Annotated in this window: 20 protein-coding genes; 10 read left to right on the top strand and 10 right to left on the bottom strand. The window is 53.5% G+C overall.

The features are described 5' to 3' along the window. Positions 1-3: 3 nt before the first annotated feature. The 3 genes from IE076_RS17480 to IE076_RS17470 form a co-directional block, all read right to left on the bottom strand. Positions 4-1,317 (bottom strand): TRAP transporter large permease, encoded by a 1,314-nt coding sequence (locus IE076_RS17480; protein WP_189438080.1) that lies wholly within the window; start codon positions 1,315-1,317, stop codon positions 4-6. Between the two features lie 5 nt (positions 1,318-1,322). Beyond that, a complete protein-coding gene (locus IE076_RS17475) occupies positions 1,323-1,856 on the bottom strand; it encodes a TRAP transporter small permease (RefSeq protein ID WP_189438079.1) in 534 nt (177 codons plus the stop codon). Between the two features lie 62 nt (positions 1,857-1,918). After that, positions 1,919-2,899 carry a TRAP transporter substrate-binding protein gene (locus IE076_RS17470; protein ID WP_189438078.1) on the bottom strand — a complete coding sequence of 327 codons (981 nt, stop codon included), beginning with the start codon at positions 2,897-2,899 and terminating at the stop codon, positions 1,919-1,921. A 652-nt stretch (positions 2,900-3,551) separates the two neighbouring features. Here IE076_RS17470 and proC point away from each other — a divergent pair. The 5 genes from proC to IE076_RS17445 all read left to right on the top strand — a co-directional run bounded on the left by proC (position 3,552) and on the right by IE076_RS17445 (position 7,964). Next, positions 3,552-4,382: a pyrroline-5-carboxylate reductase gene (gene proC, locus IE076_RS17465; protein ID WP_189438077.1), complete on the top strand. Its 831-nt coding sequence runs from the start codon at positions 3,552-3,554 to the stop codon at positions 4,380-4,382. 124 nt (positions 4,383-4,506) lie between these two features. Beyond that, entirely contained in the window at positions 4,507-4,860 is a 354-nt protein-coding gene (locus tag IE076_RS17460; RefSeq protein ID WP_189438076.1) for an ArsR/SmtB family transcription factor, read from the top strand. 13 nt (positions 4,861-4,873) lie between these two features. After that, a complete protein-coding gene (locus IE076_RS17455; RefSeq protein WP_189438075.1) occupies positions 4,874-5,380 on the top strand; it encodes an SRPBCC family protein in 507 nt (168 codons plus the stop codon). A gap of 274 nt (positions 5,381-5,654) precedes the next feature. Next, positions 5,655-7,364, top strand: a complete 1,710-nt coding sequence (locus IE076_RS17450) for a methyl-accepting chemotaxis protein (RefSeq protein WP_189438074.1) — start codon at positions 5,655-5,657, stop codon at positions 7,362-7,364. Between the two features lie 198 nt (positions 7,365-7,562). After that, entirely contained in the window at positions 7,563-7,964 is a 402-nt protein-coding gene (locus IE076_RS17445) for a DoxX family protein (protein WP_189438073.1), read from the top strand. A 17-nt stretch (positions 7,965-7,981) separates the two neighbouring features. Here the strand turns inward: IE076_RS17445 and IE076_RS17440 are convergent, their stop codons facing one another. From IE076_RS17440 to IE076_RS17420, 5 genes are all read right to left on the bottom strand, one after another. Continuing rightward, a complete protein-coding gene (locus tag IE076_RS17440) occupies positions 7,982-8,869 on the bottom strand; it encodes a LysR family transcriptional regulator (protein ID WP_189438072.1) in 888 nt (295 codons plus the stop codon). Positions 8,870-8,972: 103 nt separating this feature from the next. Continuing rightward, positions 8,973-9,263, bottom strand: coding sequence for an SCP2 sterol-binding domain-containing protein (locus IE076_RS17435; RefSeq protein ID WP_189438071.1), 291 nt, complete (start codon positions 9,261-9,263; stop codon positions 8,973-8,975). Positions 9,264-9,379: 116 nt separating this feature from the next. Continuing rightward, on the bottom strand, positions 9,380-10,216 hold the full coding sequence (gene fghA / locus IE076_RS17430; protein WP_280514304.1) for an S-formylglutathione hydrolase: 837 nt from the start codon (positions 10,214-10,216) through the stop codon (positions 9,380-9,382). A 78-nt stretch (positions 10,217-10,294) separates the two neighbouring features. Next, positions 10,295-11,404 carry an S-(hydroxymethyl)glutathione dehydrogenase/class III alcohol dehydrogenase gene (locus IE076_RS17425; RefSeq protein WP_189438070.1) on the bottom strand — a complete coding sequence of 370 codons (1,110 nt, stop codon included), beginning with the start codon at positions 11,402-11,404 and terminating at the stop codon, positions 10,295-10,297. Positions 11,405-11,653: 249 nt separating this feature from the next. Further along, complete coding sequence (locus tag IE076_RS17420) at positions 11,654-12,718, bottom strand: YeiH family protein (RefSeq protein WP_189438069.1); 1,065 nt, start codon at positions 12,716-12,718, stop codon at positions 11,654-11,656. Positions 12,719-13,007: 289 nt separating this feature from the next. Between IE076_RS17420 and IE076_RS17415 the strand changes: the two genes are divergently transcribed. Continuing rightward, positions 13,008-13,814: an alpha/beta fold hydrolase gene (locus tag IE076_RS17415; protein ID WP_189438068.1), complete on the top strand. Its 807-nt coding sequence runs from the start codon at positions 13,008-13,010 to the stop codon at positions 13,812-13,814. Between the two features lie 83 nt (positions 13,815-13,897). On the opposite strand, the gene IE076_RS17410 is transcribed toward IE076_RS17415, so the two are convergent. Continuing rightward, entirely contained in the window at positions 13,898-14,518 is a 621-nt protein-coding gene (locus IE076_RS17410; RefSeq protein ID WP_189438067.1) for a TetR/AcrR family transcriptional regulator, read from the bottom strand. A gap of 69 nt (positions 14,519-14,587) precedes the next feature. On the opposite strand from IE076_RS17410, the gene IE076_RS17405 reads away from it, so the two are divergent. The 3 genes from IE076_RS17405 (at position 14,588) to IE076_RS17395 (ending at position 16,727) form a co-directional block, all read left to right on the top strand. Continuing rightward, on the top strand, positions 14,588-15,121 hold the full coding sequence (locus IE076_RS17405) for a peroxiredoxin family protein (protein WP_189438066.1): 534 nt from the start codon (positions 14,588-14,590) through the stop codon (positions 15,119-15,121). 55 nt (positions 15,122-15,176) lie between these two features. Continuing rightward, complete coding sequence (locus IE076_RS17400) at positions 15,177-15,941, top strand: SDR family NAD(P)-dependent oxidoreductase (RefSeq protein ID WP_189438065.1); 765 nt, start codon at positions 15,177-15,179, stop codon at positions 15,939-15,941. A gap of 378 nt (positions 15,942-16,319) precedes the next feature. Further along, the gene (locus IE076_RS17395; RefSeq protein WP_189438064.1) at positions 16,320-16,727 is read left to right on the top strand and encodes a nuclear transport factor 2 family protein; all 408 of its coding nucleotides are present in this window, start codon (positions 16,320-16,322) and stop codon (positions 16,725-16,727) included. A 55-nt stretch (positions 16,728-16,782) separates the two neighbouring features. On the opposite strand, the gene IE076_RS17390 is transcribed toward IE076_RS17395, so the two are convergent. Further along, a complete protein-coding gene (locus IE076_RS17390; RefSeq protein WP_189438063.1) occupies positions 16,783-17,574 on the bottom strand; it encodes a cyclase family protein in 792 nt (263 codons plus the stop codon). Positions 17,575-17,849: 275 nt separating this feature from the next. Between IE076_RS17390 and IE076_RS17385 the strand changes: the two genes are divergently transcribed. After that, positions 17,850-18,389, top strand: a complete 540-nt coding sequence (locus IE076_RS17385; RefSeq protein WP_189438062.1) for a pyridoxamine 5'-phosphate oxidase family protein — start codon at positions 17,850-17,852, stop codon at positions 18,387-18,389. Positions 18,390-18,571: the final 182 nt, after the last annotated feature.

Genomic DNA, 18,571 nt, shown 5'->3' with positions numbered 1-18,571 from the left:
GGCTTAGCCTCCCGGGCTGCTGCGAATGTTATCGGGCAACCATGTGGCAATCTCCGGAAACGCGATCAGTACGAAGACCATCAGCACCATGATCAGGAACATGGGGAAGGCAGCACGTGCGATAAAGCCCATCTGGTATTTGGTCATACCTTGCAGCACGAACAGGTTAAAGCCAATCGGCGGTGTGATCTGCGCCATTTCAACCACCACCACAATGAAGATTCCAAACCAGACCAGATCAATCCCCGCCTGACGGATCATTGGTTCCACCACCGCCATGGTCAGCACCACGGAGGAAATCCCGTCAAGGAACATGCCGAGGACAATGTAAAACACCAGCAGTACCATGAGCAACTCGAAACGCGACAGCTCCAACTGCGCAATCATATCCGCCAGACCGCGCGGCAGGCCGGTAAAGCCCATTGAAAGTGAGAGGAATGCAGCTCCTGCAAGGATCAGCGCAATCATGGCCGAAGTGTAGGTTGCCCCCATCAGGCTTTGCGTAAAGCTCTGCCAGTTCAGCGAGCCTTGCGAAGCAGCCAGAATGAGACTCCCGATCACACCAAACGCCGCCGCTTCCGTTGCCGTGGCAAAGCCCAAATACATGGAGCCGATCACCACTAGAATAAGCAGGATCACCGGCAGCAGAAAACGAGTGTTCGCCAGCTTCTCGGTAAAGCTCATCGCTGGCTCTTCACTCGGGTTCCAGCCAGAGGATACACGAGAGGTTATTGCCACATAGGCCATGAACATGCCAGCCAGCACGATGCCCGGTACGATGCCAGCAAAGAACAGCTTGGAGATGCTTTCGTTGATGGTAACACCATAGACGATGAGCGTGAGGGAAGGCGGGATCATCAGACCCAACGTTGCAGCTCCAGCCAGTGTGCCGATGATCATCTTTTCCGGATAATCGCGCTTACGTAGCTCCGGAATAGACATTTTGCCAACGGTGGTCAGCGTTGCTGCAGACGAACCGGAAACGGCTGCAAACACCGTACAGCCAACAATGTTGGTATGCACCAGACCGCCGGGCAGACGGGCCATCCAGGGTGCAAGACCGCGGAACATGTCCTCTGACAAACGGGTCCTGTACAGGATCTCCCCCATCCAAATGAAGAGCGGCAGTGCCGTTAATGTCCATGAGGAAGACGAGGACCAGATGGTGGTCAACATCACATCCCCCACAGGGCGGGTGGTGAACAGTTCCATCCCAACCCATGCCACGCCCATCAACGCCAGCCCCACCCAGACACCGGTGCCGAGCAGCGTGAACATGACAAACAGGAACAGGATGATAATACTGATATTTTCCATTGCCGTTATTCTCCTGCCATAGCTTCTTCAAGCTCACGGGCAACGCGATGCTTGCCGGTGAAAACAAGTTGGAGAAGGTGATCTGTCAGGGCAATGGCAAGGATGATGGATCCGGCAAGCATGAAGCTTTGCGGTATCCAAAGGGGTGTTTTGTCCTGTCCCTGCGAGATGTCGTTGAACTTCCACGACCAATACACAAACCGCTGTGCGTAGTAGACGAAGTACCACATGGTGGCAGTGCCAATGGCAAAACACCAGATTTCCAGCAGCCGCAGTGCGGTCGTGCCCAGCATCTGGTGCAGAATAGAAACGCGAATATGGATGCCTTTGTTCAAGGCGTTTGCGAAGGCCAGAAAGCTTGCCGCAGCCATGGCATACCCGGCATATTCAGCAGCACCGGGAAACACCTCTCCCGTCCAGCGCGCCAGCATTTGCAGGACAATAAGCCCGAGAATGGCAATCAGGCAGAGCGCGGCAAGTGCTCCGGCCAGCTTATAGATCCCGTCAAGGCCCAAACGCAGGGCGCGTGTCAGCTTCATTGTTTCCCCCTCATGGAAAAGAAAGGCCGGGGCCACATAAGCGGCTCCGGCCAAATCACGCCTTACTGCATTGCTTTAAAGGCATCGACGACAGCTTTGCCTTCATCGCCAGCCGCTTCCAGCCACTCAGCGGTCATGGTTACGCCGATCTCCCGCAAGTCCGCGTTCATCTGATCGCTGCCTTTTTCAACACTCATGCCGCCTTCGCGCAGGCCATCCAGAGTGAAGTTGGTGTAGTCCATGGACCGCTGAAGACCAGCTGCTTCCGCCGTTGCAGCACAGGCTGTGATCACCGCTCTGTTCTTGTCAGACACACCAGACCAGACATCGGAGTTCACCAACATGTAGTTGCGAGGCAGCCATGCATCCACCGCGTAAAAATAGCCGAGGCTTTCCCAGACTTTACGGTCGTAGCCGGTGGCGGCTGACGAAATCATGGAGTCCGCAACGCCCGTTGCAAATGCCTGCGAGATCTCAGCCGCTTCAATGGAAACAGGAAGCATGCCGGTCAGCTCCGCCAGACGCGCTGTTGCGTTGTTGTAGGAGCGGAACTTGATGCCTTCCATCTCTGCAACCGAGTTGACTTCATCCTTGAAATACAGCCCCTGGGGCGGCCACGGAACGGAATAAAGCATGGTCAGGTTCTGTTCGCTCAAGACCTTTTCAAGAGCAGGCTTTGCCGCTGTCCAGAGCTTGCCAGCATCATCAAACGAGGTTGCAAGGAAGGGCACGGAATCCACGCCAAACAGCGCATTTTCGTTCTGGTGACCAGACAACAGACGCTCACCAATTGGAACCTGACCGGTCTGGATCGCACGCTTGATATCACTGCCCTTGAACAAGGAACCGCCCGGATGAGTGGTGACTTCAATCTCGCCGCCCGTGCCAGAGGTGATACAAGCTGCAAACTCAGCTCCGGTGACGGAGTGGAAGTTGGACCCGGAATATGCCATTGGCAGGTCCCACTTTTCCGCAGCAGCCGCCGTTGCCCCCAGCGCCATAGCGCACGTACTCAATGTGACCAATAAACTCGATTTTTTCATCTCTACTCTCCTCCATTAAATAATATTGTGCCCGCGCTTAAATCACTCGTGACTCAAAGGGCTTACAAAGTTGTTGGGATGTTCCGAGCAGGGAAGAACCAAGAGCGAACGGTACAGTTGACCACCTTGCCGGAACCCACGCGGTTCCAGCGCCGATGACACAGACACACTTAATCATTCTATAGCCCCCACCAACGCCCAAGGGACATCGCGCTGCCCCGTTTCTTCAGATCCCGCTCACCTCCCAAGCTTGCGGTCTGCGCGACGATCATCTCGCCGCTTCAATTTGCAACTGCACGTCCACTATGACTTTTACTGGTACGTATTTTGCCCGATAAAACACACAAGCTAAAGCGATTCCTAGCAAAGTCGCTTTTTATTGCAGTCCTATCAGGTGATACGAGCGCTGTTTCATTAGAAACAGCCACGCTAGATTTGCATGAATTTGCCTCAGCAAAGGAGCCATGCCGTAATTGTGCTGGAATGCTCGCATAAGCTGTCCTGACCAGACGAGATCCGCGCGTTGAACGGATTGCCAGCAAATTCCATTCACAGCTTCATGAACTGGTTCCAATCCGGCTTTGTTCCGCGTAAGTTCCCATGGGAACTGGATGATCCTCGTTTGAAGTTAGCGACCTACGGAAATTGATCGATGTCGAAACCTAATCATATTGAAGAGATAAATGCGCGCGGCCTTGTTTTGCTCGGCTGCGGAAAGATGGGTTCGGCCATGCTGAAGGGCTGGCTGGAAGCCGGGGTTTTGCCAACCAGCACTGCGGTCATTGATCCTTATCCATCTGAGTGGCTGAGAACACTGCAAGACCACGGACTGAATCTGGACAAAGAGCTGCCAGAAAACCCGGCAGTATGCATTCTGGCGGTCAAACCACAGATGATGGGCGATGCAACGCCTCAGGTTGTGGCACTGGGCGGCGGCAAGACGGTCTTCATTTCCGTTGCTGCAGGAACCAATCTGTCCACGCTGAACGCACTGGTAGGCGAGGGCAGCCCGATTGTGCGCGCCATGCCAAACACACCGGCTGCCATCGGCCGCGGCATCACCGCGCTGGTAGCAAACAAACATTGCTCAAAAGACAATCTGGCCATGGCGCAGGAACTGCTTTCCGCAGTTGGTCAGACGGTCGTACTTAGAAGCGAAAAACAGATGGATGCAGTCACCGCCGTGTCCGGCTCCGGTCCAGCCTATGTGTTCCACCTGATCGAGTGTCTTGCTCAAGCGGGTGTTGAGCAGGGTCTTCCGGAAAATCTGGCCATGCAGCTTGCCAAGGCCACCGTCGGCGGTGCCGGGCAACTGGCAGAAGATGCCGAGGAGACCCCAACGCAGCTACGCATCAACGTAACCTCACCCAATGGCACCACAGCTGCGGCACTGGATGTGCTCATGAACAAAAGAAATGGCATGCCGCCGCTTCTTTCTCGTGCTGTTGCAGCTGCAAAAAAGCGCGGTGAAGAACTGGCCTAACACTGCTGGCCATTGCAAAACAAGTACCCCGCTCTCCATTGGGAAGCGGGGTTTTCTTTGACCTCGATACCCCACTGATATCTGGGGGTTTGACCGCTTTTGCCTTTTATATAACCATATGGTTATGCAACAAATCAATCCATCCTCCCAACCGGAAAACCTTGATGCGGTGTTCGCCGCACTGGCAGACCCAACCCGCCGTGCGATCTTGACACGGCTGGCCAATGGGGATGCTTCGGTCAGCGAGTTGGCCGAGCCCTTTCACATTAGCCAGCCTGCGGTTTCCAAACATCTGAAGGTGTTGGAGCGGGCAGGACTGGTGGAACGCGCCATCGACAAACAGCGCCGTCCGGCGCAGCTTAAAGCCGAGCCAATGCATGAGGCGGTCAAATGGCTGGAGGAGTTTAGCAAATTCTGGTCATCAAGCTTCGATCAGCTGGATGACCTTCTGGAGGAATTGAAAAAATCCGAGAGTTGAGGAGGGAATGGGAATGAGCGAGCTACCAACTTATGTGCTGGAACGCACCTTTAACGCCCCACGCGAACTGGTGTGGCGCACCTGGACCGAGCCGGAACTGGTTTCCCGTTGGTATGGCCCCAACGTGGAAAGCATTCCGCACAAGATGGATGTCGAGCAAGGCGGTCTCTGGCTCCACGAGATGAAGTGGGGCGACAACTCCAACTATCAGCGGGCCCAGTACGTTGAGATTTCCAAACCCGAAAAACTCGTCTGGCTTCATTCCAACGCCAATGAACGCTGGGAAGTGACAACCAACCCTCAAATGCCGGATTGGCCCCGTATCCTGCTGACCACCGTCACCTTTGAAACCGATGGCGAGCAGACCAAGCTTCGCCTGACATGGGTCCCTTTTGAAGCAACACCAGCCGAAATCGCCTGCTTCGAGGCAGCCATCAGCGGCATGAACAAAGGCTGGAACGCTGGCATGGCATTGTTGGAAGAGCTGCTTGCCGAGCTTCAGGCAAGTTTGGAGACGTAAGTTACTATAGAGATCACCGTCCTCCCCGCACCAATGTAACGGGGAGGACGGCATGTTAATATCATGTATCCCGCACGCATACCATGATCCAAAGCGCAGAAATGCACCGCTCAAATGCCTCATAATGACTATTATCGATAAAAAACATGCATGTAACCCAACGGAATCTCTCGTGAGTTAACAGCTTGTTAGCTACTCCGACATACCCCTAACACCAATAGGGGTATTTCCACCAAATACACGTGGTGGGAGATAAGTATTTAAACGGGGACCCATGCACTTTTCCAGTATCAAACTCACCACCAAAATTGCTTTGGCCGTTTCATTTGCCATACTTGTAACAATCGGTATTCTGGTTCTGATCGCTGACTTGTTGCTCTGGGGCACCCTGAGTGATCAGGTGGACAAACGGCACGACATTAATCTGCGTATCGCGGCAGAGCAGCTCCATCAGGAGTTTCCCTCAGCAACCATCAAACTGGATCACAACTCCAATGTTGGCAGGATCACCAGCAACGAACCCTTGAGCTTTTCAGATCATGAGCTTGTTGACCAAATTGGATATCTGACCGGCGATACCGCGACTGTGTTTGTGTGGGATGAGGCTACTCAGGACTTCTGGCGTAAGACCACCAATATCAAAAACAAACAAGGTCAACGCGCCGTCGATACCCCACTGGGTAAGGGCGGCCGAGTTTATCCTGTCATCACATCAGGCAAAACCTACCGCGGTGAAGCGAACATTCTGGGTCTGGCTTATTACACATTGTATCAGCCGATCTTTGACAGCAGTGGCCATGTGAAGGGCATCCTCTATGTGGGTGTTCAAAAATCCCACATTGAAGAACAGGTCAACACCGTTGCTGTGAACCTGGTTTACGCTGCAATCGGGTTAAGCATCCTGTTCGTAGCGCTGGCATATTTTAGCTTCAAGCTGCTACTTAAGCCTATTCCGGTTATGACCAACGCGCTGCGTGATCTTGCTAAAAACAAGCTGGACATCCAGATCGCCTATTCCACACGCAAAGACGAAATTGGCGAAATGGCACAGGCAATCGAGGTGCTCCGGCAAAACAATCTGGAGCGCGTGCGACTGCAAGAACAAAGCGATGCGGCACACGCCTCCCGTGAGCAGCGTCAGGAGCATATTGAACAGCTTCTCAGCCAGTTTGCATCCGAGGTTCAGGAGGCTTTGCAAAGTGTTGACCAGCGCACTCAGGAGATGGAAAACACCGCAACCCAACTGACCGGCATTGCGGAAGATTCTGCCCTGCGCTCCAACTCCGCGCGCGACGCCTCCGAAGAAGCCTCCGCCAACGTGCAGACAGTTGCAACGGCAGCAGAAGAGCTGGGCGCCTCCATTGAAGAAATCAGCCGCCAACTGGGCGACACCAATCGAGTGGTGGGCAATGCAACCAGTGGCGCAGAAGAAAGCAGCCGAAAGGTGCAGGCTCTTGACAGCGCAGCGTTGAAGATCGGTGAGGTCGTCAACCTCATTCGGGATATCGCCGAGCAAACTAACCTTCTGGCACTCAACGCCACCATTGAGGCGGCACGCGCCGGTGAAATGGGCAAAGGCTTTGCGGTTGTGGCATCTGAGGTGAAGGAACTGGCAACGCAGACCTCCAAGGCAACCGAGGAAATCTCCACGCAGGTCTCCGGCATCCAGAATTCCTCTAAGGAAACCGTGGAAGCCATTGTGGCCATCAGCGACACCATGAGCGAGGTGAACCAACACGCCACCTCCATCGCCAACGCTGTTGAGCAACAGGGCTCAGCAACCATGGAGATCAGCGAAAACGTGCAGATGGCCGCAGAAGGCACCCGCAGCGCTGCACACAATGTGAGTGAGGTCTCCGTAAAAGTAGGCGAGACACAACAAGCAGCCTCTCAGGTACTTGATGCCTCACAGGCTGTAGCCTCCAATGCAGCGCGGCTACGCCAGACCATCAACTCCTTCATGGATGACATCCGCGCGGCATAAACAACGCACATGACGACTTAAGAAGCCCCAGCATCCAATCAGATGCGGGGCTTTTTGTATTGGCGTCAATCACCAATTATTGTGACATGAATGAGCAGGCACTGTGTTTCTTTATGATCTATATGGACAGACATTTTCGCCATAACTTACATCACATGACGGCCACACAGTATGGCCACCTAGATATAAGAGGCTAAAATGGAAAAGATTGAACAATACGGACTTGTCGCGGGTAGAGTACTGATTGCACTGATGTTTGTGTCCTCCGGGATCTCAAAGATTTTTGCTTATGGAATGACACAGGGCTACATGGATTCAATGGGTGTTCCGGGCGGTTTGTTGCCACTGGTTATCGTGACAGAAGCACTCGGCGGCCTATTCCTGATTGTCGGTTTCCAAACCCGTATCACCGCATTCCTGCTCGCAGGCTTTACAATTCTGTCTGCTTTGCTGTTCCACAATAACTTTGCGGATCAGAATGAAATGATCAACTTCATGAAGAACCTGTCAATTTCAGGCGGTCTGTTCTTTGTCATGATCCACGGTGCCGGTGCCATATCTCTGGATGCAAAGCTTAGACGCACACTGGCACATGCCTGATGAAACCCGACGTTGAGCTAGTTTCTGGCGCCTTCAAGGTCCTTGAAGTGCGCCAGAATGGCGTCCACCAGAGCACGGACTTTAGGCTCGATAAACTCACGGTCCACATAAACAACACTGATAGAAACATCTGTGCCCACCTGATCTTCCAGGAGGGGAACCAGAGTACCCTCCTCAATATCGCCATCGGTGAAATGCAAGGGCAACAGGGCAAGCCCCACACCTTGAAGGACTGCTGTTCTCGACAGAGCCAGACTGTTGCTTTTAAAGCGTCCGGACACAGCAACAGAACCGCCACGACGCAACGGCCAGCTTTTTCCTGCAGTCCATCCTCCCGCAAATCCCACGATGCAGTTGTGGGCTGAAAGGTCTTTGATACTCTTTGGGGTCCCGTGCGTTGCAAGGTAAGCAGGGGAGGCGACAACGCAAAGCCTATCCTGCATCATTTGGCGGGCAATCAGGTTAGGGTCGGAAATAGTACCGGCGCGCACGGCAACATCAATGCCTTCGCTCAGCATATCCTCATGCTGCGTGGTCGCGCGCACTTCCAGATCAACCTCCGGATACTGCTTGGCAAAACTGGCGAATATCTCGGAGAGTGCTGTATCTGCAATCGAGACACGTAAGAGACCGCGAGGCACGTCATCACTGCGGCGTACCATGCTCCATGTTTCTTCAATATCTCGTTGAATGGCAACCGCCTTCTGGTGCAGCGTTCGTCCGGCCTCGGTCAGGGTCAGGCGATTGGTACGACGATGCAGCAGGCGCACAGAAAGGTCCGCTTCCAATGCACTTAAACGGCGGCTGAGCGTAGCGCGAGGAATGCCCAGACGTTCTGCCGCAGAAGAAATGCTGCCAGCATTGACGATCTCAACAAACTCCCTCATGCGATCTGCGCTGATCATCCGCCACTCCCAAGCTTCGCGAAAACTACCCTAAGGCCCTGCCTAAAATAAGAAAACCCCGCCTCACAGGGAAGCGGGGTTTTCTCATAGAAACTTAGTCAGCTTAGCCCAGGATCTTACCAAGGTTCATAGCGACCATCTTATCACCGCCAATCTTGATCTTTCCCATCATCACAGCTGTCATCGGGTTGACGGAGCCATCCACCAAGCCTTTGAAGGTTTTTGCAGAACAGGAGATTGTGCAATCAGCCTCAGCTTCTTCCGCACGTGCGCCGTTCTGGTCAACAATGATGGAGCCCTCATCCTTGATGTTGAGCGCGATCGACTTTGACATATCAACGCTACCGAGCTTGTCGTTGATTCCGGATACGATCTTCTGGATGAAATCGGACATCTGATCCTCTGGCTTTTTCCGTAGAAGCAGGGCAGAGCCCTGTTAAATTATTGCAGCTACCTAACCCTATTGCCCACAAACTACAAGCGCCTCAATGGTCTAGTTTAGGTAAATGCTTAAACGAGCTCATCATAGTGCCAGGCAATATGGTCCGGCATGAAGGACGCAATGCAGTAATAGCTGTGATCATAACCGCCATGCATCCGCAAGGTCAGATCAACCCCTTCCTCGCGGCAGGCTTTCTCAAAGACCCAAGGTTTGAGCTGCTCTTCAAGAAAATCATCAGCCGAGCCCTGATCGATCAGGATACGGCCTTTCCAGCCCCGTGCCCTGATCAGCTCACAGGCGTCATACTGCGCCCAACTGGAGCGATCCGCACCCAGATATCCTGAGAACGCCTTTTCACCCCATGGGCAATTCATCGGGTTCACGATTGGCGCAAAGGCCGAGACGCTTTTAAACAGGCCCGGATTTTTGATCGCAAGAGTCAGCGCTCCATGACCGCCCATGGAGTGACCGGTCAGGCCCAAAACGCTTAGATCAACGGGGAAGTATTCCTCCAAAATCTCCGGCAGTTCCTGTGTGATGTACTCTTCCATGCGGTAGTGCTTTGCCCACGGCTCCTGTGTGGCATTCAGGTAGAACCCAGCGCTCTTGCCCATGTCCCAGCCATCATCATCGGCCACCTCCTCTCCGCGCGGAGAAGTATCGGGTGCAACAATAATCATACCAAGCTCAGCTGCGGCCCTCTGGCTGCCAGCTTTGCTGACCATGTTCTCCCAGGTGCAGGTAAGACCAGACAGGAACATCAGGGTCGGGCATTCTTCGCCGTTGAGGGCACGACGCGGCAAAAATACGGCAAACTCCATCGGCGTGCCGGTTGCCTTGCTGTCGTAACGATAAACCCGCTGCTCACCATCAAAACAGCGCCAGCTTTTGATCAGCTCAATCATGTTCGCTCTTTCAAAACGAAGGCCTAAGCAGAGCCTATGTCCGCTTAGACCTTAACAATCCAAAATCTCAGTTACCACTTAGAACGTCACAACCGAACGGATAGACTTGCCTTCGTGCATCAGATCAAACGCCTTGTTGATCTCATCCAGCGGCATGGTGTGGGTGATCATGTGATCAATGTCGATCTTGCCATCCATGTACCAGTCCACAATCTTCGGTACGTCAGTACGACCACGCGCGCCGCCAAAGGCCGTGCCACGCCAGGAGCGGCCTGTGACCAGCTGGAACGGACGGGTGGAAATTTCCTGACCCGCACCGGCAACACCAATGATGATGCTCTCGCCCCACCCCTTGTGACAGCATTCGAGCGCCTGACGCATGGTAGATGGATGGCCGATACACTCGAAAGAGTAGTCCGCGCCGCCACCTGTCAGGTCAACAAGGTAAGGCACAAGATCGCCTTCCACTTCCTTCGGGTTGACGAAGTCTGTCATGCCGTACTGTTCAGCAAGCGCTCTCTTGGAAGGGTTGATATCAACGCCAACAATCTGATCAGCACCGATCAAGCGCAGACCCTGCACAACATTAAGCCCAATACCGCCAAGGCCGAATACAACGGCCTTACAGCCCGGCTCTGCCTTTGCCGTGTTGATCACAGCGCCCACGCCGGTGGTCACGCCGCAACCGATGTAGCAGACCTTATCAAACGGCGCGTCCTTGCGGATCTTCGCAAGAGAGATCTCTGGCAGAACGGTGAAGTTGGAGAAGGTGCTTGTGCCCATGTAGTGGTGAATCTTCTCACCATTGATGGAAAAACGGCTTGTTCCGTCCGGCATTACGCCAGCCCCCTGTGTCGTACGGATGGACTGACACAGGTTGGTCTTCGGGTTGAGGCAGTATTCGCACTCACGGCATTCCGGGGTGTAAAGCGGGATCACGTGATCCCCCGGCTTCAGCGAGGTCACGCCCTTGCCCACTTCGCGCACAATGCCAGCGCCTTCATGGCCAAGGATGGCAGGGAACAGCCCTTCCGGGTCATCACCGGAAAGCGTAAAGGCATCCGTATGGCAAATGCCGGTGGCCATGATCTCAACCAGCACCTCAAAGGGCTGGGGGCCGTCCAGCTGAACTGTCTCGATGGAAAGAGGGGCTCCGGCTTTATAAGCAACAGCGGCGCGTGTATCCATAATGTGAACCTATACGTCTTGTTACAGGCCCGCCGACATTGGCGGGTCCTCCCCAGAAAATAACTAGAGCAGTGCCCACGCCTCCCGCATGTCACTGCCAAACTCGCATCCCCGACTTATAACCCGCAGCGCCCTGAATTGCATCAGACAATTCAGGAGTTTTGCGTAGGGGCGAAAGTTCCCAACAACCATCATGTTTAGGTGTGCAGGGAGACCTTCCTAAAGCGCCTGCATACGCAACACGCCCCGCTACACCAGATACTTGAGCGCCAGAATAATTCCGCCAGCCAGCACCAATGTTTCGGCAACGACCACAAACAGGTGCTGATGGCCGAGGCTGACGAGGGTCTTTAGGGTAGTCATGACGCCCAATGCGGAGATTGCGATGACGAGACACCAGGTGGAGGCATCAACGAGCACTTGGCGCGGGGTCTCTGGTATCCATCCCAATGAGTTGACCACAACGAGTGCGGCAAACCCGAAAGCGAAGTAGGGAACGGGTGCATCTCCCTCCAGTGCGGCTGTCGTACCTTTGCTTTTTGCGTGCAACCACCGGGTCGACCAGAACGAGATGATGAAGATGACCGGCAGCAACATCATCACCCGCATGAGTTTGACAACAGTAGCGGTTTCGCCCGCGCTATCTGAGACTGCAAACCCGGCGCCCACCACTTGTGCCACATCGTGGATGGTCGCTCCGAAAAAGATGCCGAGCTGCACATCGGTAAGGCCAAACATCTGACCAATGCTTGGATAAAGGATCATGGCCAGCGTGGAGAGTGCCGTAACAGCAATCACCGTAAACAGCGTATTTTGCTCGTTTTCTCTGGTGTTTGGCAGCACAGATGAAATAGCCAGTGCAGCCGATGCGCCGCAGATACCGACGGCACCACCTGTCAATAATCCGAAACTGGCAGAACGCCCCAGTAAGCGCGCTACCAACACGCCAACGAGCAACATTCCCAGAACGGAGAGAATGACCAACCCAAGCGTATGCCAGCCCAGATCAAGGATCTGCGAAAAAGATACCCGCAGGCCCAGCAGGATAACGCCCAAGCGCAGCACTTTCTTCGCCGCAAAGCTGAGGCCCGCCTGACAGCTGCCATCCTCATAAATGGAGTGCACCGCCATGCCAATCAGTAGGGCGTAGAGCATCACGGGCCCACCCTGATGCTCTGAAACATAGCGCGCGGCGATCGCGATCACCGTAGCGATAATCAGGCCGGGAAGGATCTCGCGGCCCTCTCTCATCCATCTGGAAAAGAATGGACCGGAGCTTTCCGGTTGGTCTGGCAAGCTGGAGTCGGCGGGCATTAGAGTTCATCCTTGCAAGGGTCATCGTCCCAATGGTTCCGCAAATTGTAGGACAAAAACCGAAGAGCTGATCAGTCGTAAGCTTGTGACAGTTGCTAAAGAAAACGCAACACCCAATCGCAATTAAGCCGAGCGGCACAGTATTATCTCATCCCGTAGGTCTTATCCTTCAACGGAGGGCATGATGAGAGAATTTTGCCTCACCCTGCAATCGCATTGAAACCCAGTGGGAAATGTAGTGTTGTTAGCGCATTAAACATCATTCTTTTATTTTCAAGAGAGTTCGCTCATGTCCTTCATCCAATTCGCTTCATTCCGTACGCTTTGTACGCTGTTGGCACTTGTCTTCTCATTATCCACTACACAGGCTTCTCAACTTTCACCGCTCTGGCTGGAGGCAAAAGGAGAGGGGACCTTGAGCGTCATCTTCATTAGTGGCAATGGGAACGATTCCACTGTCTGGAAAGACGTCGAGCCAGTCATTCGCGACTTGGGCGTACGGACAGTGGTTTATGACCGCGCTGGTTTAGGCAAAAGCCCGCTCTGGGAGGGGGACTACACGGTCCAGGGCGAGGCAGATGACCTGAGAGCTGCCCTCTCAGCACATGCTATCGACGGCCCAATTATCATTGTTGCCCACTCGTATGGGGGCTACATCACCGCCCTGTTGAGCGAAGACATGCAACAGTTGCAAGGTATTGTGCTGGTTGATGCTGGTCTTTCCACCGATCTGACGCTGGACGTTTTGCAATACATCCACGATGAATACACGCCGCAATTTGAAGCCGTCGAGAAAGCCGCGCCAAAGCTGGCAAAAGCAGTCATTCCAGTGGTCAAGGCCTTTCCAGCCACGGCAAAGCGGATGCAGTCGGTCACCATTCCTAAACACCTGCCGGTCATCGACATTCTTGCCGAGACCTCATGGCTGAAGGACCCTCAATTGGTCAAAGAACAACGCAAGATCCATGCAGACTTCGTCGCCGCTTCTCCAACCCGCAGCAGCCTAATCGCCAAAGGCAGTGGACATAACGTGATGAAGGATAAGCCGGAGTATGTAGTCGACGCGGTGACCCAAATGCTTGAGCAGGTCCGCTAGGCAAAACCCAAGCTAGACGGTAGCGGCTTTCCAGCCGCACCGATTTACTCAACTTGCATCTAAATGCAGAATTTGGGGCGCGTCTAGATAGAGCCGGGCTTTGCCAGAATCATGCGCGCGCGGTAGTCCAGATCGTCGTGCATCTGGTCTTCGCTCAAACCGGCACGGGCGCGAAACACATGGCCCTGGCGCAAGTCGAACATGAGTCTTGCGCGTTCCAATGACGGGAAATTGGCCGGTAGGGTGCCCTTTTCTTTTTCAGCCTCAAATCTGTTCGCAAGTCGCTGGTCAGTGTCCTCTACGGCATTACTGAGCAGCTCCTGAACGCCCATCACCTCACCGCAACTTGTCGAAACGCTGGAGGCAAGGAAGCAGCCTTTCGCGCCGCTGTCGTGATGGGTGGCGTATTCAATGACCGCGTCCATGAATGCGCGAACCGCCAATTCGATGTTCGGCTCCGTCTCAAATGCGACAAGAGGCGCGCATCCTCCATTTGCTGCATAGCTATCAATGGCTTGCAGGTAGAGTTCCCGTTTATCGCCAAATGTTGAGTACAGGCTCGGACCGTTGATACCCATGGCCTCGGTCAGGTCCTTCATGGACGCGCCATCATAGCCCTTTGCCCAGAAGACATTTACCGCTGCCGCAAGTGCTTCATTTTTATCAAATTTTCTGGGTCGTCCAGTCTTTTTTGTAGTGCTCATTACAAAACTCTTGCTTTCGCCATACCTGACTTTTATATCAAACAATACAAAACAACAAGGAGACATCACATGGCAGCCACAAAGATTGAAGCAGGGCAACAATTTCCCGCTCTCTTCGTGCCTCGGCTGGGTGGGGGTAAGATCAATCTTTCAAAACCGGAAAATGCAAATGATTGGCACATGGTTGTCGTCTACCGCGGCAAACATTGCCCGCTCTGCACCAAATATCTGGCGGACTTAGATCGGCTCTTACCCGAGTTTCGCAAGATCGGCGTTGATGTGGTCGCGGTCTCGGCGGATCCAGAAGACAGGGCGCAATCGCAGATTTCCGAAATCAAGCCAGACTTTCCGGTCGGCTATGGTCTGACAGTAAACCAGATGCGTGAGTTGGGTCTCTATATCTCCCATCCACGGTCACCTGCTGAGACGGATCGTTCCTTCTCAGAGCCCGGTCTCTTTGTCGTCAACGCTGAAGGAAATGTCCAGATTACCGACATTTCAAACGCGCCTTTCGCTCGGCCCGATCTGGCCTCCATGCTGATGGGCCTGAGATTCATCCGCAATCCAGAACACAACTATCCAATAAGAGGAACCCACCAATAACCACCGAAACCTCCCAAGAAAACAGACCTCACACTTAAGCTGAATAGGATACAAAATGACAGATGAAACGAGCTGGGAAGGCAAAGTTGCAATCGTGACAGGCGGTAGCTCCGGGATTGGAGCAGCCACTGCCAAAGCCTTGGCAGACAAAGGCGCGATCGTCGCAATTACAGGTCGAAATCGTGAGCGCTTGGATGCGGTTGCTGCAACACATGATAACATCCTGGCAGTTCAAGCCGACAGTGCAGACGCTTCAAGCGCAGCAGATGTAATAGAGACAGTCGTGGATGGTTCAGGAAGGCTCGACCTGCTCGTGAACAACGCTGGCGCGGGTGGTATTTTACCCATCAGCGATTATGATGAGGCGAAAATTAGCCAGATGTGTGCGCTCAACATCATAGCGCCCTCACTCATGGTGAAAGAGGCAACACCAGCACTGCAGAAATCAAAGGGTGCGATTGTTAATGTCAGTACAGCCGTTTCACGCAACGCAGCGCCAGCGCTCGCTCACTATGCCGCTACCAAGATCGCTCTTGAGCATCTGACAGCTTCATGGGCGATGGAACTCGCGGGGGACGGCATCAGGGTGAACACAGTTTCGCCTGGTCCTGTGAAGAGCGGCGCATTGACCGGCATGATGGGGTTGCCAGAAGAAATGGCTCGGGCCGTTGAAGAGCAGGAAGCGTCACAGGTTCCGCTTGGGCGGCGCGGCGTCACCTCTGATATTGTTCCGTGGATCCTGCGACTTGGGAACTCCGAAAACGACTGGCTCACCGGACAGATCATCACTGTCGACGGTGGTTGGTCACTACGATCCTAAACGGATCAGACCTTCGCGGAGCCGACCACTCAACATCAGGACAAGCATATACCTCAATTAATCCAACCAGATTATGCAGAGTGGTCCTGATGGAACCCCGACTGAGCAGTGCCGCGAATGACTTTAGTCTGCTGAGTTTGGCGACTGCTAGCTATCATCTAAATGAAAAGACGTTAGCTGGATGCTTTTGTGGTATCCGGATAGGCGACCTGTGTCGTCTATCCGCTCGCCTCTCTCGACAAAATTGTCGTGGGGTCATCGCCACTCGTCATTTCCTTATTAGTGATGACTGGACAATTCCGAAGTCGGCATTGGATGCATTTCAATTGCCATACTCATGAATTTCTATAGTTAAAACAAAAATTTAGGAGCACCAAAATGTCAGTTGAGCAGAACACGGCTGCTGAGGTTAAACGCACAATTGAGCGGCTAATTCAAGCCGCAACCACATTCGATCTCGATGCGCTCGAGCAGATCTACCATGATGATCTCAAAGTGTTCATGATAGATAATCAGGGACAAACCTTGGTAGCAGACAAAACGGTCATCAATGCCATGTTTCAAAGCAAGCGCGACAACAAAGAGCCCGCTTTGAACACCTGGGCTGACATCCATAATATTGATGCCTCTCAGGATAAGGCCCATGTCCTGATCAGTCGCAAGGCCAAGTTTTTGGCGCTAGAGCAACTGTACATTCTCAGCATTGATCTGATTAAAACCGGCGAGAATTGGCAGGTGCTGCGCGAGGTAATTTCCCCGCGCCCGCATTTGGAACAAGCAGCGTAAAAGCCACCTCCACACCAAAAAACTCTGAGGCATCAGTGCGCCTCAGAGCAAACCCTTAGGCTGCGGACACCAGTGCTAGCGCCCGGATTGGGCTGCCGGTTCCGTTGGCGATCTTCAGCGGCGCGGCAATCAGGATCGCACCTTTGGGCGGCAACTTATCCAGATTGGCAAGGCTGGCGAGACCGTAGCGGTTGGCGGCGTGCAGCAGGTTGTGGGCCGGATAGGGCGGTTGCATCCCCCCAGCGCATCCTGCATCCGTGCCAATACATTCATTACCCCAACCGAGCACACCCTTGGACAAGATGTACTCTATGCAGTCCACCGAAGGCCCAGGTGAGTGCGGACCCTTTTCATCCACGTTGAGAAACTTCGCAGTATCCGTGTTGCGGTGATACCAGTCGGTGCGCATGACGACCCATTCACCGGCATTAATCGGTCCGTGATCCGCTTCCCACGCTTTCACACGGTCTGCGGTGAGAAGAAAGTCAGGGTTCTCGGCAGCCTCGGCCGAACAGTCAATCACATTCACCGGCGCCACAAAATTTTGTGGTGAGATGCTGTCAGTATATCCATCTGCATAGTCTTTGCCGGTAATCCAGTGGTGCGGCGCATCGAAGTGGGTTCCCGAGTGCTCGCCCAATTTCAACCAGTTCCATGCAAAGAATGGTCCGTCCTCATCATACTCGGAGATCTTGTGTATCTCCACTTGTGGTGTGTTCTTAGCAAAGTCTGGTGGCAGCTGCAAAATGGGCGTTTCCGGCCCCAGTCGGCCAGAAAGGTCAATCACCTCCACATCCCCTGTGATCAGTTTAGCGCCAAGGTCTTCCAATATGCTTTTGGTCAGCATCCCTCTTTCTCCCTCCCAGAAAGTGGTGGTTTCTCAGGCAAGAGACCAACCGTCCCGAACGGTCCCTTAAGGACCACGCTAAACACATTTATATGGTTTCGCAAATATTTTCCGTAGAGTAAGAAACGCCGACACAAGTAAGCATCACCTCACGCTTGACTGGGTCTGGACCACCCCGAGCAGGGCGATAGATACTCTTGGGTCAGACACCTTCGCATTCCCAACTGGAGTACTTATCTCTAGGCATATTCATTCTATTTTTCGCCGGAGTATTCATGCCTAAAGCCTTTGCCCAGATTGCCTTTACACCCGCTGCGCGCACCTTTCAGGAACAATATGGCACCAAAGAAGCCTACGCCAAGTATCTGGAGGGGGAGGAGGTCACCGGCCATGTGATCGAAGACGATCATGTGACTTTCATCGAAAGTATGGATGGCTTTTACCTTTCGACCGTCTCGGAAACCGGCTGGCCCTATGTGCAGTTTAAGGGCGGTCCCACAGGGTTCCTGAAGGTTCTGGATAACAGGCACTTCGCCTACGCAGATTATCGCGGCAACCGGCAATATCTTAGCGCGGGCAACATCTCTCAAAACAACCGCGTGTCGCTCATCCTGACAAATTATGAGAAGCAGCAGCGGCTCAAGATCTGGGGAGAGGCACGCATTGTGTCATTAGAAGAAGGCAGCGACTTCGTGCTCTCCCTGATGCCAGCAGATTATAAAGCAGAGCCAGAACGGGCAATCCTTATCAGAACAATGGCTCTTGAGTGGGACTGTCCGCGACATATTCCAAAACGACGGACCGTCGATGAGTGACGGTGCTCGCGGCTTTCACGCGGAAATATGAACTAACCTAAGCGCCTACGGGGCGGGAACGCCCCTTCTTAGGGCCTGAACCAGCATCAAATTCAGTTTTATTAGCCTTTTACTCAGACCCACGAACAATCTCTGATTTAATGTTCAGACCTACCAATTCATTTACTAGCTTTCGTAGCTTC

Origin of the sequence: Pseudovibrio japonicus (assembly GCF_014651595.1) — a bacterium.
Lineage (GTDB): Bacteria > Pseudomonadota > Alphaproteobacteria > Rhizobiales > Stappiaceae > Pseudovibrio > Pseudovibrio japonicus.
The sequence above is the reverse complement of the archived record's forward strand: the minus strand, read 5'-3'. Positions and strand labels throughout refer to the sequence as shown.